13 protein-coding genes and 1 tRNA gene are annotated in these 13,329 nt (G+C 72.6%); 4 read left to right on the forward strand and 10 right to left on the reverse strand.

Going from position 1 to position 13,329, the window contains the following annotated elements; all coding sequences use genetic code 11:
- Window positions 1-175 precede the first annotated feature (175 nt).
- The gene (locus ACFRU2_RS13355; RefSeq protein ID WP_382971903.1) at window positions 176-721 is read right to left on the reverse strand and encodes a DUF4383 domain-containing protein; all 546 of its coding nucleotides are present in this window, start codon (window positions 719-721) and stop codon (window positions 176-178) included.
- 339 nt (window positions 722-1,060) lie between these two features.
- Window positions 1,061-2,416 (reverse strand): hypothetical protein, encoded by a 1,356-nt coding sequence (locus ACFRU2_RS13360; RefSeq protein WP_382971488.1) that lies wholly within the window; start codon window positions 2,414-2,416, stop codon window positions 1,061-1,063.
- A gap of 4 nt (window positions 2,417-2,420) precedes the next feature.
- On the opposite strand from ACFRU2_RS13360, the gene ACFRU2_RS13365 reads away from it, so the two are divergent.
- Window positions 2,421-2,495: transfer RNA gene (locus tag ACFRU2_RS13365), tRNA-Val, on the forward strand.
- Window positions 2,496-2,705: 210 nt separating this feature from the next.
- Here the strand turns inward: ACFRU2_RS13365 and ACFRU2_RS13370 are convergent.
- Window positions 2,706-3,368, reverse strand: coding sequence for a response regulator (locus tag ACFRU2_RS13370; protein ID WP_382971490.1), 663 nt, complete (start codon window positions 3,366-3,368; stop codon window positions 2,706-2,708).
- A 347-nt stretch (window positions 3,369-3,715) separates the two neighbouring features.
- Between ACFRU2_RS13370 and ACFRU2_RS13375 the strand changes: the two genes are divergently transcribed.
- Together ACFRU2_RS13375 and ACFRU2_RS13380 are read left to right on the forward strand one after the other, a co-directional pair.
- On the forward strand, window positions 3,716-3,880 hold the full coding sequence (locus ACFRU2_RS13375; RefSeq protein ID WP_382971492.1) for a hypothetical protein: 165 nt from the start codon (window positions 3,716-3,718) through the stop codon (window positions 3,878-3,880).
- A 171-nt stretch (window positions 3,881-4,051) separates the two neighbouring features.
- On the forward strand, window positions 4,052-4,282 hold the full coding sequence (locus ACFRU2_RS13380; RefSeq protein WP_254385331.1) for a DUF2277 domain-containing protein: 231 nt from the start codon (window positions 4,052-4,054) through the stop codon (window positions 4,280-4,282).
- Window positions 4,283-4,300: 18 nt separating this feature from the next.
- On the opposite strand, the gene ACFRU2_RS13385 is transcribed toward ACFRU2_RS13380, so the two are convergent.
- The 6 genes from ACFRU2_RS13385 to ACFRU2_RS13410 form a co-directional block, all read right to left on the reverse strand.
- Complete coding sequence (locus tag ACFRU2_RS13385; RefSeq protein WP_382971494.1) at window positions 4,301-5,203, reverse strand: universal stress protein; 903 nt, start codon at window positions 5,201-5,203, stop codon at window positions 4,301-4,303.
- Window positions 5,204-5,380: 177 nt separating this feature from the next.
- A complete protein-coding gene (locus ACFRU2_RS13390; RefSeq protein WP_382971496.1) occupies window positions 5,381-5,896 on the reverse strand; it encodes a hypothetical protein in 516 nt (171 codons plus the stop codon).
- An 893-nt stretch (window positions 5,897-6,789) separates the two neighbouring features.
- Window positions 6,790-7,416, reverse strand: coding sequence for a DedA family protein (locus ACFRU2_RS13395; protein ID WP_250745542.1), 627 nt, complete (start codon window positions 7,414-7,416; stop codon window positions 6,790-6,792).
- 157 nt (window positions 7,417-7,573) lie between these two features.
- A complete protein-coding gene (locus ACFRU2_RS13400; RefSeq protein WP_382971498.1) occupies window positions 7,574-9,226 on the reverse strand; it encodes an alkaline phosphatase D family protein in 1,653 nt (550 codons plus the stop codon).
- 161 nt (window positions 9,227-9,387) lie between these two features.
- Window positions 9,388-10,059: an HNH endonuclease family protein gene (locus ACFRU2_RS13405; RefSeq protein ID WP_382971500.1), complete on the reverse strand. Its 672-nt coding sequence runs from the start codon at window positions 10,057-10,059 to the stop codon at window positions 9,388-9,390.
- Window positions 10,060-10,482: 423 nt separating this feature from the next.
- The gene (locus ACFRU2_RS13410; protein ID WP_382971502.1) at window positions 10,483-10,689 is read right to left on the reverse strand and encodes a hypothetical protein; all 207 of its coding nucleotides are present in this window, start codon (window positions 10,687-10,689) and stop codon (window positions 10,483-10,485) included.
- Window positions 10,690-10,803: 114 nt separating this feature from the next.
- Here ACFRU2_RS13410 and ACFRU2_RS13415 point away from each other — a divergent pair, with 114 nt between their 5' ends.
- Window positions 10,804-11,256, forward strand: a complete 453-nt coding sequence (locus tag ACFRU2_RS13415; protein WP_382971503.1) for a VOC family protein — start codon at window positions 10,804-10,806, stop codon at window positions 11,254-11,256.
- 1,331 nt (window positions 11,257-12,587) lie between these two features.
- Here ACFRU2_RS13415 and ACFRU2_RS13420 read toward each other — a convergent pair.
- Window positions 12,588-13,268: an HAD-IA family hydrolase gene (locus ACFRU2_RS13420; RefSeq protein WP_382971505.1), complete on the reverse strand. Its 681-nt coding sequence runs from the start codon at window positions 13,266-13,268 to the stop codon at window positions 12,588-12,590.
- Window positions 13,269-13,329 lie beyond the last annotated feature (61 nt).

A 13,329-nucleotide genomic window follows, 5' to 3' on the forward strand; every position in this document is an offset into this window, starting at 1 on the left:
GCTTTGGTCCTCACTTGCTCCCCTATGCACCCCCTGACAAGGCAAAGACTTGCACAAGTAATCGTTAATTAGCAATTATCGAGTCGCGCTACCGGAAGAGCTGATTCCGGCTGCTCCGCGCTGCTGACCGGAGCCCTGTCCTTCCTCTTCCTCGTGGACATCGAGGCGTAGGGCCTCACGCAGGCCTGCCGGCGGGCGTCCTCCCGCTCGCGCTCGTACGTGCCCGCTGCTCCCGAGCCGCCTGCTCGGGGTGGCGGGCGCGCCAGTACGGGTTGTCGTGCGGCAGGGCGCTGCCCACCCGCCCGTACATCCCGAACCACATCAGCATCACGCCGACCACGAAGCTGAACAGCACGTTGGGGATGTGGAAGGCCAGGAAGTTCAGCTCGGTGTCGAGCAGCGCGAGGTTCACGAACCCGCTCGCGATGAACAGCACGCCGAGCACGATGTTGAGGGTCGAGGCGAACGTGCCGCCGATGACCATCCCGATGAACAGCAACAGTCCGATGCAGATCGACAGCACGCTCAGCGCGCCGTTGGTGTTCAGCGCGAGCACGGTGTCCCCGCCGGTGTCGAAGAACCCGATCCGGTCGATGAGCCCGAGGATCCCGAAGGCCACCAGCAGGAGTCCGGTCAGCCCGGCGCCGACCCGGTAGACCTTGCTGAGGCGGTGATCGCTGGGCAGGTGCTCGTCGAGGCTCGCGTTCACGGGCCGCATCATGCGGTGCAGGATCCCGGGGGAGCTCCGGGGCGGTGCCGCCGTCGCGTACGGCTCGTGGGCCACGTAGGGCGCGTAGTGCTCATGGGGCTCGTGGCACCCGTAGAGCGCGTGGGCCGCGTACGACTCCTGCGGCGCACGGGGCACGGGCGACGCCTGGGGCGGGCCGGAAGCCCGGGACCAACGGGGCCGGTGCGGCCTGTGCAATCTGCGAAGTCCGTGAGTCCCGTGGTGGTGTCCCTGAGAAGCGTGGGCGGCCATGGCGCCCTCCTCTGCTCCGTTCGTGGCCCCTCCAGCATCCGCCGGTGCCCCCACCCGGACAAGTCCGGACCGGGAAGCCCCTCAGGCGTGGCCGCGCTCGGTCCGGATGTCGGTGACGACCCGCTGCACGGACGACCGTACGGCCTCCATCTCCTGGAGGAAGGCCCAGTAGTCGGGATGGCGGTCCTCCAGGGCGGACAGCGCCCGGGCGACCCGGGCCACCGCGTCGTCGAGCGGGCGCGCGTGCCGGGCCTCGGGGACCGTACGGCCCTCCATCGCCAGCCGCTGCGCGTCCCGGATCGCGAACCGGGTCCGCTGCACCTCCGCCTGCGGATCCCGTGCCACCGCCTCCAGCCGGGTCAGCCGGTCCTGCGCCGCCGACACCGCTTCGTCGGTGGCGTCCAGCGAAGCCCGCACCGCCTCGACCAGGGCCGCCACGACGGCCCACTGCTGCTGGTCGCGGGCCCGGCCGGCCTCCGCGAGCCGGTCCTCCGCCTGCGCGACGTCCCGTACCGCCTGCTCCGGGACCTGTTGGAGGTCCTGCCAGCAGGCCGCGCTGAACCGCCGGCGCAGCTCGCTGAGCACCGGATCCACCCGGTCCGCCCGGTTGCGCAGGGCCTGCGCCCGGGTCCGCAGGCTCACCAGCCGCCGGTCGATCTCCGCGGCCCGCTCCGGGAGCCGCGCCGCCTCGGCCCGTATCGCTTCGGCGTCGCGCAGGATCCGGTCGGCGCGCTGCACGGTCTCCTGCACGCCGTGCTGCGCGGCGCCCTGGTTCAGCTTGGTCAGCTCCGGCCCGAGCGCGGCCAGCCGGGCGGCCAGGTCGTCGGCCCGGATCCCCTTGCCGCGCACCTCGTCCAGCGCCGTGCTCGCCGCGAGCAGCGCGGCCCTGGCCCGCTCCCGTGCGGGCGCCACCCGGGCGAGCTGGGTCTCGGCCCGGTCCAGCAGCGGCTGCAACCCGTGCGCGAACCGGTCGAGCTCGCCCTTGACCCGTACCAGCTCCTCCTTGGCCCGCGTCAGCTCGTCCCGGGCGCGCGTCGCGGCGGACGCCTCCAACTCCACCCGATCGAGATCGTGCGCGTCGACGGCATCGATGTACACGTGGCTGACCTGGTCGATCCGCTGCCCGAGCGCGGCGAACCCCTCACCGACCCGACGCGCCTCCGGCGACCCGTCCGCGGCCGCGATCGTCTCGATCGAGATCCGCAGATCCCGCTGCGCGGTGTCCAGCTCGTAGAACGCCGCCGCGGCAGCGTCCTTCGCCGCCTGCGCATCCGCCCGCCGACTCTCGTCCCGCCCGCCGCCGAACCACCGCCGGGGTGCCGTCGTCACAGTCGCCTCTCCCGTACCCGGTCCGCATGTCCCCTGCCCCGGCCCATTCTCCCCCACAGGAACGGGTTTGCGTGGGGGGTGTGCCCTGCATGTAGGCTGTCCACTCATCCACGGGTGCGTAGCTCAGGGGTAGAGCGCTGCTCTTACAAAGCAGATGTCGGCGGTTCGAAACCGTCCGCGCCCACCAGTACAAAGGCCCCCAACCAATCATGGTTGGGGGCCTTTGACGGTAGTTCTTGACGGCAGCCGTCCCTGCGGAGCTCGTCGCCGCGGCATCTCGAGGTGCGGACCTGTCATGGCCCGGGTGCAAGGCTGGCGACGATGCCGACGTAGCCATCTGCGTGCCCGGCAGGGCGACATGAGGCGCCGGAGGGTGGCCGGAGCCGCTCCGCCGACCTCACCGTTTCCTGCCTTCCGTTGTCGCCGCCCAGAAGGGGAGGGTCATTCTGGCCCTTTCCATCAAGTCGATCACATAGTGGACGACGTCATTGGCTTTGTTCGTACCGGCAAAGATCCGTCGATCTACACCCAATTCCGGGTTGAATCTCATTGCATGAATCAGTACAGGGGCTTGGATGCGGTGGCGCTCCAGTTCGCGCAGCATCTTGATTCCTGCTTGCGGATCGCCATTGCGCTCGATGTCGCTGAGGATGATGTCGTAGTTCCCCTGCCTCAGCTGCGCAAGGGCTTCCTCGGTTGAGCGAGCCGTATCGACGGTCATGCCAACGGTGCGAAACAGCTTGATCAGGGCACTGTTCCCCTCAGGGTGGTCGTCAACCCAGAGGATCCTGCCACCAAGGAGGAACTCGGCTGCGTGATCCAGCCTGCGAACAACCCCCTTTCTGGCTTCAGGGCTGGGGGCCGCACTGCCTTGATCGGACGCCCGGTCCAGCAGCTCCTCGGCAAGCTCCACTTCGATGCCGAAGCCTCTGAAGGTCCTCACTTGTGGAAACCGTTGGATGATTGGCTCTCGGAGCGCCAGGAATGCGAAGGTGGCGAATGCCACCCACAGAATTCCGGGAACTACGCTTACCAGTTCGGTCCAGAACGCTTGCGACACCTAGGCATTGTGCGGCATAGGTCAGGTGAGTTGCCGGCAACCCGCATTCCCTCCGCGCGCCCGAACAGGAACCCGCCCGAGGTGGCGAGGTAGGTGCGACCTTGATTGCGGCCTCGCGCACGGCGGCCTGCGAACTTGCCCGGCAGACCTCCGAGGGACGAACCGCCGATCCCTGCCGCCCCACAGGTTCGACTGCCCTCTGCGGTGGTAACGGGCCGAGCCCCCCCTGAGCTCCCAGCGCGTTGCTGTGCGCCCTTCCTGCTCCTCGGAGCTTCCGGCACGGTACGAGGAGTGCTCACGTTGAGTGGGCGGGAGGGGGCGGGGTGACGCAACCGAGGTGCGGCGCGGTGACCAAGCGCGGAGGTCGGTGTCGGAACAAGGCGATCGTCGGGAGCGGCCAGTGCGCCAAGCACCAGGGGCGCTGGACTCGACAGGGGAACGCGCAGGCGGAGGAGAAGCAAGCCAAGGCCAAGATGCAGGAGCTGCGGAAGAAGAAATGGGGCTGGTGGTGAGGAGCCCTCCCCGCCGTGAACGGCGGGGAGGGCTCCTGCATTCGCATTCGCGTTCGCATTCGACGTCGTTGCCGGCCAGTACCCGTTGGTAGGGGGTGTGGGTCGGGCTTTGTGGGGTCGAGGTCGAGGTGGGGCGGTGACGGGTTGTTCGTGGGGCGGGATAGTGGAGGTATGTGCCGATCGATCAAGACGTTGCGTCCGCCCGCCATTCCGGAGAAGGCGACCGAGGAGGAGATCCGGGCCGCCGCCCTGCAGTTCGTGCGGAAGGTGTCCGGCTTCAGGGCGCCGGCCGCGCACAACCAGGAGGTCTTCGACGCCGCCGTCGATGCGGTAGCGGAGGCTACGAGGGACCTGTTGGAGGGGCTTCACGTCAGGGGGGCGGGGGCGGCCGTGGCCGGGTGAGGGGTGCCGGGCGGACGGTCAGGCGGCTGCCGGGACGGCGTCCTCTTCCAGGGGGACCACCGCGACCGGGCAGCCGGTGTGGAGCAGTACCGCGTTGGTGACGGAGCCCAGGCGCGGGGACAGCGGGCGCTTGCGGTGGCGGCCGATGACGATCAGGTCCGCGGCCTGGGAGGCGGCGACCAGGTGGCCGGCCGCGTCGCCGGGGGCCGACAGCTGCTCGATCTCCACCTCCGGGTACTGCTCGGCGTACGGGCGCAGGTGCGCGGCGGCCAGGGCCGTGACCTCGTGGGTGTTGGCGGTCTCCTCGTGCGCGGCCGTGGCGATGGCGCCGGCGGCGGTGAAGGTCCGGCCGGGCCAGGCGTGGGCGACGACGACCTGGAGCCGGGCCCCGTGCCGGGCCGCTTCGCGGAAGGCGAAAGAGGTGGTGCTCGCGTCGGGGGCCGCGCTGTTGAGGCCGAGTACGACCTGCCCGTACGGGTCGTGCAGGGGCGGCTCGGCGCGCGGGACGACCACCACGGGGCAGGCGGCCTGGCTCGCGCAGGCGATGCCGTTCGAGCCGAGGAGCAGGCTCGCGAAGCCGCCGCGGCCGCGTGAGCCGAGGACCATCACCTGGGCGTCCTCGCCCAGCCGGGGCAGTACCTGGTCGGGGGCGCCGGGGTGCGAGGCGTACTCGATCGGTGGGAGGCCGGCGCGGCCGTCGAGTGCCTCGCGGACCCGGATCAGTACGGGGTCGTCGTCGAGGCCCGGCTCGGTGAAGGCGCCGGACAGGGCTGCGCCGATGGTGTTCATGTAGAGGCGGGCGTGCACGATGCGCAGCGGGGCGGAGGCCATCAGGGCCTGGGAGATGGCCCATTCCAGGGCCCGGTTGCCGTTCGCGGAACCGTCTACGGCGGCGATCACGGGGCGCGGGCTCTGGTCCATGGCGGGCTCCTTGAGGGGCAGCGGTGCGTGGACTCAGCCTTGCGGGAGGGGGCTCCGGGCGGGAGTGGGGAAAGTCCCGAATGCGGCGGGACCATCGGCCACCCCCGTCGGGGGGAGGGCGGAGGGGGGTATGGGTTCGGGGTGGGTGGGTCGCGGCGGGTGGGGCGTCGGGTCGGCTCAGGAGGCGTGGCCCGTGCGGCGGCGCAGGATCCAGGCGCCGGCACCCAGCGCACCGGCTACGAGGGCGCCGCCGATGGCGATCTGGCCCGGGCTCATGGAGTCGACGCTGCCGCCGAGTCCGCCACGGGCGGCGCCCGGGGTGATGTTCAGGGCCACGGTGACGCGTTCGCCGCCGGGGCCGCCGCACTCGAAGGTGACGGGATGTGAGCCGGCGCTGATGTTCCGGGAGGTGGTGGCGGAGCCGAAGAGGTTGGTGGCCTCGGCGTTGCCGGGGGTCAGCCAGACGTCGCCGAAGGCGCGGGAGGTGGCCTTGCCGGTGCGGGTGCCGCAGCCGGAGACGTTGAGGCTGACCCGGTCCCCGGGGGCGACGTTGGTCGGGGAGACGCTGCCGGAGGGCTGGGCCTGGGCGAGGGTCGGCGGCGCGCCTGCGGCGAAGGCGACGGTCGCTGCGGCGACGGCCAGCAGGCGGGGGAGGGGGCGGTACCGGCGGGGGCTGTGGGGGGTGGCGGGCATGGAGAGGACTCCTCGGGCTCCGGGAACTGCGCGGCGCGGATTCGGGTGCGCACCGTTCTCTGGACGCTAGGAGCCCGGCGCGGCCGCGGCGATCGCTGCCGGGTGAACGGGTGAGCCACTGCTCCGCCCGGGGGAGGCGGGGCGGAGCGGGTGGGGTGCGGAGCTGGGTGCGGGTGTGGGTTGCCGGTTGCCGGTTGCGGGCGAGGGAGCCGGGGGATCGGCGCGGGACCGGCCCCCGGGCCGGCCCGGGGCGCGCGGCCGCGGGGATCGCTGCGGGGTGACTGGCTGAGCTACCGGTCCACGGGGGAGACGGCGAGGCGGTGTGGCGGGGAGGAGCGGGCGAGGGAGCGGGGTCCGGGTCGGGCCTCGTGCCCGGGGCCTGAGGCGGCGCGCCGACGGAGGGAGGCGGGGCGTAGGAGTGAGCCGGGGGGGGATTGCTGCGGGTGAACGGCTGGGCCACCGATCCCGCCGGGCGGCGGGAGGAGTGGGTGGGGCGGCGGGGGCGGTCGGGCCCTGCGCCTGGGATCCCGAGGGGGCGCGCCAAGGGAGCGGGGTGCCGGGGTGCCGGGGTGCCGGGGCGGCGGGGCGGCGGGGCGGCGGGGTGGCACGGGGGTGCGCGGCCGCGGCGATCGCTGCGGGGTGAATGGCCGAGCTGCTGGCCGGGGTCTGGGACGGCCGGAGGGGGGAGAGCGGGCCGGTCGGTGTCTGGGACCGAGGGGTGGGCGCGCGCAGGCTGGGGTCTGGGGTGGAGGCGTGAGTGGGGGCTGGCCGGGGGCTGTGCGAGGGGTGTCGGCGGTGGCTGCGGTGCGGCATGGCGTTCTGTGGGCGGACCGTGGGGCGTGCTTCGGGGCTGGTGGTAGGCGGTGCAGCGGCTGGCGGCGCTGGGGGTGGGGTTAGGCGGTGGGGGTGGGGGTGGGGCGGCGGACTACGAAGGCTGCCAGGGAGCCTGCGGCGAAGAGGGCCAGCAGGGAGATCGCGGTGCCGAGCCAGGTGGTGCCCAGCCACTGGGTGCCGAAGTAGCCGAGGGCGATGCTGTAGCCGGCCCAGGCGATGGCGGCCAGGACCGACCAGGGCAGGAACTCCCGGACCTTGCGGTGGGTCTTGCCCGCGCCGAGGGAGACCACCGAGCGGCCCGCCGGGGCGAAGCGGGCGATCACCACCAGGGCGCCGCCGCCGCGCGCGAGGGCGGTGCCGAGGCGTTCGTGGGCCCGGGTGAGCCGGCGCGAGCGGGCGATGGCGCGGTCGAGACGGGCCCCGCCCCGGCGGGCCAGCCGGTACGCGGCCATGTCACCCAGTACCGAGGCGGTGACGGCCGTCACCAGCAGCGCCAGGATGTCCGGCACCTGGGACTGCACTGGCACGGGTCCCGCCGCCCCGGCTGCCGCGGCGGCAGCCGCCGCGGCGGTGACCACCAGCACCCCGCTCGGCAGCACCGGGAGGAACACGTCGAGCAGGATGGACAGCGCCACGAGGGCGTAGATCCACGGGCTCGAAGTCATCGAGCCCAGAGTCTCAAGCAAAACGGGACTCCCCAGTCCGGTTGACGTGCCTCGGCGTGAGGCGCCGCGACGTCGCGGGGAGCGGCAGGGGCGGCTGACAGCGGAACAGCGTACGCCGGGTGTCCACGGACCGGACGCCCGGGTCGGTGCTCCGCGTGACGGGTCGCCCCGCCGTGCGTCAGCGCGGCGGCGTGAGGTCGCGGTCCAGGACCGTCACCAGGCGGGGGCCCTTGCGGGCCTGGTCCAGGCGCAGCCGCGCCGAGCGCCCCGACAGCGCGAGCGTCATGAGCTGGTTGCCGAAGAACGGGCCGCCCGTACGCCGCCAGCTCAGCGGAGGCCGGCCCGTCCGGCCGTGCCGGGAGAAACCCCGGCCCAGCCACCGGCCGAGCCGTGACCAGCCCAGCCGGAAGCCCCATTTCACGGCGGTGTGGATGGAGTTGTGGACCGGGGAGCACGTCAGCTGGAACACCCGCGCCGTGCTGGGTATTCGGGGCTCGGCCACGTACGCGTGGTGCACGTCCCCCGAGAGCACGCACACCGTCGCAGGCGCCCTCGGGCCCGTGCCCACCTCCTCGATCAGGTCGCTGAGCATCGCGAACGAGGCCGGGAACGCCGCCCAGTGCTCGAGGTCGCTCCGCCGGCGCAGGTCCTCCCCGATCCGAGCCCACCTCGGGCCCCGCTCCCCGCGGCACAGCGCGGCATTCCACACCTCCGCGTCGTGCACGAGCGGCGGCATCAGCCAGGGCAGCGACGAGCCGATGAGGAGGTGGTCGTACGTCCCGTGTCCGTCCAGGGCGTTCTCGCGGAGCCACTGCTGCTCCGCCGGGTCGAGCATGGCCCGCCCGTCCTCGGCGAGCACCCGGGCCGCCCGGGTGTCCACCATCAGCAGCCGGGTTCGGCCGAAGTCGCGTCGGTAGCTCCAGCGCACCGTGGTCGGGTCGGCGTCCGCCGAGGTGGCGAAGGCCCGTAGCGCGTCGGTGCCGTCGGGGGTCGCCCGTACCGCCTCGAACACGGGGTCGGCCGCCAGCTCGGCGGGGGAGAGGTTGCCGAGGTGCTGGTACACCCAGTACGTCATGAGGCCGCTGACCACCCGCTCCTGCCACCACGGGGTCGCGCGCATCTCCGCCAGCCACGCGGCGCTGGTGTTCCAGTCGTCGATGACGTCGTGGTCGTCGAACATGTGCAGGCTGGGGACGGTGGAGAGCAGCCAGCGGATCTCCGGATCGAGCCAGGACTCGTAGTAGAGCCGGGTGTACTCCTCGAAGTCCGCGACCTGGGCGCCGGGGGCCTCGCGGAGGTCCCGCCGGGCCGCCAGCCACTGGCGGGTGGAGCGGGAGAGCTGGTCCGCGTACACCTGGTCGCCGAGGAGGAGCAGGACGTCGGGCCGCACCGCCTCCGGGTCGGCGGACAGATCGGCGGCGAGGGTGTCGAGCGCGTCGGGGCCGTGCGGTCCGCGCCGGTCGGCCGGCGGGGCGGCCTGGCGGCAGGAGCCGAAGGTCAGGCGCAGGTCGGGAGCGGTCGTGGAGCCGCGCCGTCCCGCGGGCGGGGTGGTGATGGTGCTCGCGGGGAACGGGCTGTCGGGCAGCGGCCAGACCCGGAGGCCGTCGAGGAGGACCTCGTAGGCCGTGGTGGAGTCCGGGGTGAGGCCGGTGACGGTGATCAGGGCGTAGTGGTGGCCGGCTATCTGGAAGGTGTGGACGCTCCCGCCGGAACCGTCGGCGCACCGCACCTCGGCGGTGCACGGGCGGTCCGCCTCGATCCACAGCGTGGCGGAGTCGCCCGTGTCCCAGTCGACGTGGCGCAGCAGTGGTCCCAGGCGCAATGCCCCCATGTAACTCCCCCTCCTTCGTCCGGCGTTGCCGTTCGATCACCGTACGACGGGGAAGGGGTGATCCACCTCCCCCTGGCGGGGGAAAGATCCTTGGCCAGGGGTGGGGTGGTGGGGTGGTGCGTGGTGCGTGGTGCGCGGGGGTGTGCGGGGCTGCCTGGGTGTCAGCAGGCGTTGAGGATGTTGACCAGGGCCGTCTTCTCCGTCGAGTCCATGCTCAGGGCCCAGTACTGCTTGACCTCGACCCACATGCGCGCGTACGTGCAGCGGTAGGCGGTGCGCGGCGGCAGCCACTTGCCGGGGTCGAGGTCGCCCTTGGCCTGGTTCACGTTGTCGGTGACCGCGATGAGCTGGGGGCGCGTGAGGTCGTTGGCGAACTGCTGGCGCTTGGCGGTGGTCCAGGAGTTGGCGCCGGATCGCCAGGCCTCGGCGAGGGGGACCATGTGGTCGATGTCGATGTCGGAGGCGGCCGTCCAGGTGGCGCCGTCGTACTCGGAGTACCAGCTGCCGCTGACGGCAGCGCAGGCGGAGTCCTGGACCACGCCCGAACCGTCGCGCTTGAGGACGGTCTCGCGGGTGTTGCAGGTGCCGGAGACTGTGCTCCAGTGGGGGAAGAGGTCGCGGCTGTAACCGCTGGTGGAGCCTTCGGTCTTCGGGGTGACGGTGGCGAGGTACGAGCGGGCGGCCGCGGCGCTGATGGGGGTGGGAGGGGAGGCGGCGGCGGTGGGGGCGCTGAGGAGGGTGGTCAGGGAGGCCGCCGCGAGTATGGAGGCGAGCGTGCCGAGTCGACGCGCGTAGACGGAGGGCGTGGAAGTCCCGGAGGGGGTGGAGGACATGAGGGCTCCTGGGTGGGGGCAGGGGTGGTGGGCGCCGGGGGCGCTGAGGGTGAGGGCGAGGGTGAGGGTGTGTGGTGCGGCGTGGCCATGCTGGCCGCGCCGGGTTTCGGGGGGATGGGCGTGAAGTGACAGTCTGAAGGCATGAGCATGTCATGGCGAGGTTGGTGACGGGCTTTGGGGTGGGGGGAGTTGGGGTTCTGGGGTGGGTTGGGTGGGGGTGGGGTTAATGTTCCGGGCCCTGTTCGAGGCCTGGGTTCGGTCCTGGGCCCGGCCTTGGGGCTGAGTCCGGTCCTGGGCTTGTTTCTGCGCCTGTTTCTGGGCCTGCTTCTGTGCTCGTCGCGGGGGCGGTGGAGGTGGTGGCGGGAGCGGGCATGGCAACGGCGCCGCGCCCGGTCGTTCCGGGGGCGGCGCCGTGATGTGGAATCAGAGCCCGGTGGTGTAGGGGTTGTTGTGGACCGCGTTGGAGTGGTAGGTGGTCCGGTCCTTGCGCAGCTGCTCGGTGCGCTCCAGCTCGATCACGATTCCCTCCGACGCTGCCGAGCTGCGGCGGCTCTCCCGGCGCAGCACCTTGATGATGAGGTACAGCGCGGCGAGCCCCATCAGGCTGAACAGGACGATCAATTCGGTCATGACATTTCCCCCCGTGGTCACGCTCTCGGCCTGTGCGCCCCGGTGATCCGGTGATCCGGTGCGCCACGGTCGACCGTACCTTCCGTTGTCAGACCTGACTGCGAGGCTGAGGTCATGGAGACCACGTTGCAACTGACGATCGACTGCGCCGATCCGGGGGTGATGGTGACGTTCTGGGTCGAAGCGCTCGGGTACGTGCCGGAGCCGGCGCCGGACGGGCATGCGACCTGGCGGGCGTACTGGGAGGGCATGGGGGTGCCTGCGGATGAGCTGCCCGAGGGAGTGGGGGAGTTGCCGGAGTCGATCGTGGATCCGTCCGGGCGGGGGCCCCGGGTGTGGTTCCAGCAGGTCCCGGAGCCCAAGGCCGGCAAGAACAGGCTGCACTTGGATCTGAAGGTCAGCGGTGGGCGCGGGGTTCCGATGGAGCTGCGGAGGCTGCGGGTCGACGACACGGTGGAGCGGCTCACCGGTGCGGGGGCGGTTGTGCTGCGCGTGCTGGACGAGTTGGAGACGCACTATGCGGTGGTGATGCAGGACCCCGAGGGGAACGAGTTCTGCGTCGCCTGAGCCCTGGGTCTCCGGGGGGCTTATAGCGGGCCGACGGGCCGCGGGGTGGGTTCGGCTCGGCCGGGCTGGCCGGGCCCGGTGGGGGTGGGCCTGCGGGGCGGGGAGGGCTCGGCTGATGGGGCTTGGCCGGGCGGGTCCGGTGCGCCTGCTGGGTTTGGGCTGCTCGGGCAGGGCGGTGGGTTGGGTCGGTGAGCGTCCGGCTGTCGAGGTTCGGCCGGCCTGGGGTGGGCGGGGCGAGTCTGGTCGCTCGGGGCTGGTGGCCCGGATCTGACTCTGGGGGGGGAAGGTCCGCAAGGCGGGGGCGGGGGGTGGTGCTCGGCCGGGGGTCCGGTCTGCCTCTGGGTGAGCTCGAAGGCGGGGCGGGGGCTGGCCGGTGGGTGGCCCGGTGTGCTGGGCGGGTCGGCCCGCCTCGGCACGTCGGTTGGCGTGCGTCCGGCTGTCGAGGCCTGGCCCGCCGGGGCGGGTTCGGCGGCGGGGGCTTGCCCGGCTGGGGTGGGCGGGGCGAGTCCGGTGGAGGGGCGTTTGCCTGGCCGGGTGGGCGGGGTGATTTCGGCGGCGGGGGCTACCCGGCTGGGATTGGCTTCTCGGTCTGGCGGCCCTGGGGGTGGCTGCCGGACCGGTGAGCAGGGTCTGGCCACCAGGTTTGGATCAGCCCGGCCCGGCCGCCTGTCCGGCGCCGTGGGGCGGGCCGCCGTGACCCCGGCGCCGTCGTGCCCGTGACCGTCGTGCGGTGGGGTTGCTGTGGGGCTGGCCGCCGCGACCCTGGCTGCCGTGCCTCTGACCGTCGTGCGGTGGAGCCGTCGTGGGGCGGGCCCTCTGGCGGGAGGTCCGGAGGGGGCGTCCGTCGGCTTGCGCGGAGGGGGCGTTGGTCCGGTTGTCCCCGGGGTGGGCTGTCTGTCGGGTTGCCGGGAGAGGCCATCCGTGGGGTTGTCCGGAGCGGGCTGTCTGGTTGGTTGCCGCCGGGGTGGGTCGCCTGTCGGGTTGCTCCGAGTAGGCCGCCTGGCCGGTTGTCCCCGGGTGGGCTGTCTGTCGCGTTACCCGGGAAGGCCATCTGTCGGGTTGTCCGGAGCGGGCCGTCTGGTTGGTTGCCGCCGGGGTGGGTCGCCTGTCGGGTTGCTCCGAGTAGGTCGCCTGGCCGGTTGTCCCCGGGTGGGCTGCCTGTCGCGTTACCCGGGAAGGCCATCTGTCGGGTTGTCCGGAGCGGGCCGTCTGGTTGGTTGCCCCCGGGGTGGGTCGCCTGTCGGGTTGCTCCGAGTAGGCCGCCTGGCCGGTTGTCCCCGGGGTGCCGTCCGTCGGGTTGCCCGGGTGGGGCGTCCTTCGGGTGGGCTTGGTCAGGCCGTTTCGAGGGTGAGGGTGATGGAGCCGTCGGGGGAGGTGGTGACGGCTACGGCGGTGAGGTCGGGGACGTGGGCGGTGGGGCCGTGGGCGGCGGCGCGGGGGCCGACGCCGATGACCCGCATGCCCGCGGCCTGACCTGCGGCGATGCCTGCGGCGGAGTCCTCGAAGACGATGCAGTCGGCCGGGTCCACGCCGAGGGCGGCGGCGCCCATCAGGAAGCCCTCCGGGTCGGGCTTGCTGGCCTGCACGGACTCGGCGGTGACCCGGACCTCGGGCATCGGCAGGGCGGCGGCCGTCATCCGGGCCGTGGCCAGGGCCGCGTCGGCGGAGGTGACCAGCGCGTGCGGGAGGGTGCTGAGGGCGGCCATGAAGGCGGGAGCGCCGCCGATCGGGACCACGCCCTCGGTGTCGGCGGTCTCGCGGGCGAGCATCACCGCGTTCTCGGCGAGGTTCTCCTCCATCGGGCGGTCCGGGAGGAGGATCGCCATCGTGGCGTAGCCCTGGCGGCCGTGGACCACCTTGAGGGCTTCCTTCGGATCCAGGCCGTGGGCCACGGCCCAGTCGTGCCAGCAGCGCTCGACCACCGCGTCCGAGTTGACGATGGTGCCGTCCATGTCCAGGAGCAGGGCCTTGGCGGTCAGGACGGCGGGGGCGGTGGTGGTGCTGGCCGGCATCGGAGGGGCTCCAGACGGGACGGGAAAAGAGAACAAGTGGTTCCGTCCACCGGTCAGGGAG

It is taken from the genome of Streptomyces sp. NPDC056883 (assembly GCF_042788835.1).
Lineage (GTDB): Bacteria > Actinomycetota > Actinomycetes > Streptomycetales > Streptomycetaceae > Streptomyces > Streptomyces stoeckheimensis.

Excerpts from the sequence above, each read along its gene's own strand:
- ACFRU2_RS13360 (WP_382971488.1), bottom strand. The coding sequence starts at position 2,416 with ATGAGTGGACAGCCTACATGCAGGGCACACCCCCCACGCAAACCCGTT.
- ACFRU2_RS13405 (WP_382971500.1), bottom strand. The coding sequence starts at position 10,059 with ATGTCCTCCACCCCCTCCGGGACTTCCACGCCCTCCGTCTACGCGCGT.
- ACFRU2_RS13385 (WP_382971494.1), bottom strand. The coding sequence starts at position 5,203 with ATGGACCAGAGCCCGCGCCCCGTGATCGCCGCCGTAGACGGTTCCGCG.
- ACFRU2_RS13415 (WP_382971503.1), top strand. The coding sequence starts at position 10,804 with ATGGAGACCACGTTGCAACTGACGATCGACTGCGCCGATCCGGGGGTG.
- ACFRU2_RS13355 (WP_382971903.1), bottom strand. The coding sequence starts at position 721 with ATGATGCGGCCCGTGAACGCGAGCCTCGACGAGCACCTGCCCAGCGAT.
- ACFRU2_RS13400 (WP_382971498.1), bottom strand. The coding sequence starts at position 9,226 with ATGGGGGCATTGCGCCTGGGACCACTGCTGCGCCACGTCGACTGGGAC.
- ACFRU2_RS13410 (WP_382971502.1), bottom strand. The coding sequence starts at position 10,689 with ATGACCGAATTGATCGTCCTGTTCAGCCTGATGGGGCTCGCCGCGCTG.
- ACFRU2_RS13390 (WP_382971496.1), bottom strand. The coding sequence starts at position 5,896 with ATGCCCGCCACCCCCCACAGCCCCCGCCGGTACCGCCCCCTCCCCCGC.
- ACFRU2_RS13380 (WP_254385331.1), top strand. The coding sequence starts at position 4,052 with ATGTGCCGATCGATCAAGACGTTGCGTCCGCCCGCCATTCCGGAGAAG.
- ACFRU2_RS13420 (WP_382971505.1), bottom strand. The coding sequence starts at position 13,268 with ATGCCGGCCAGCACCACCACCGCCCCCGCCGTCCTGACCGCCAAGGCC.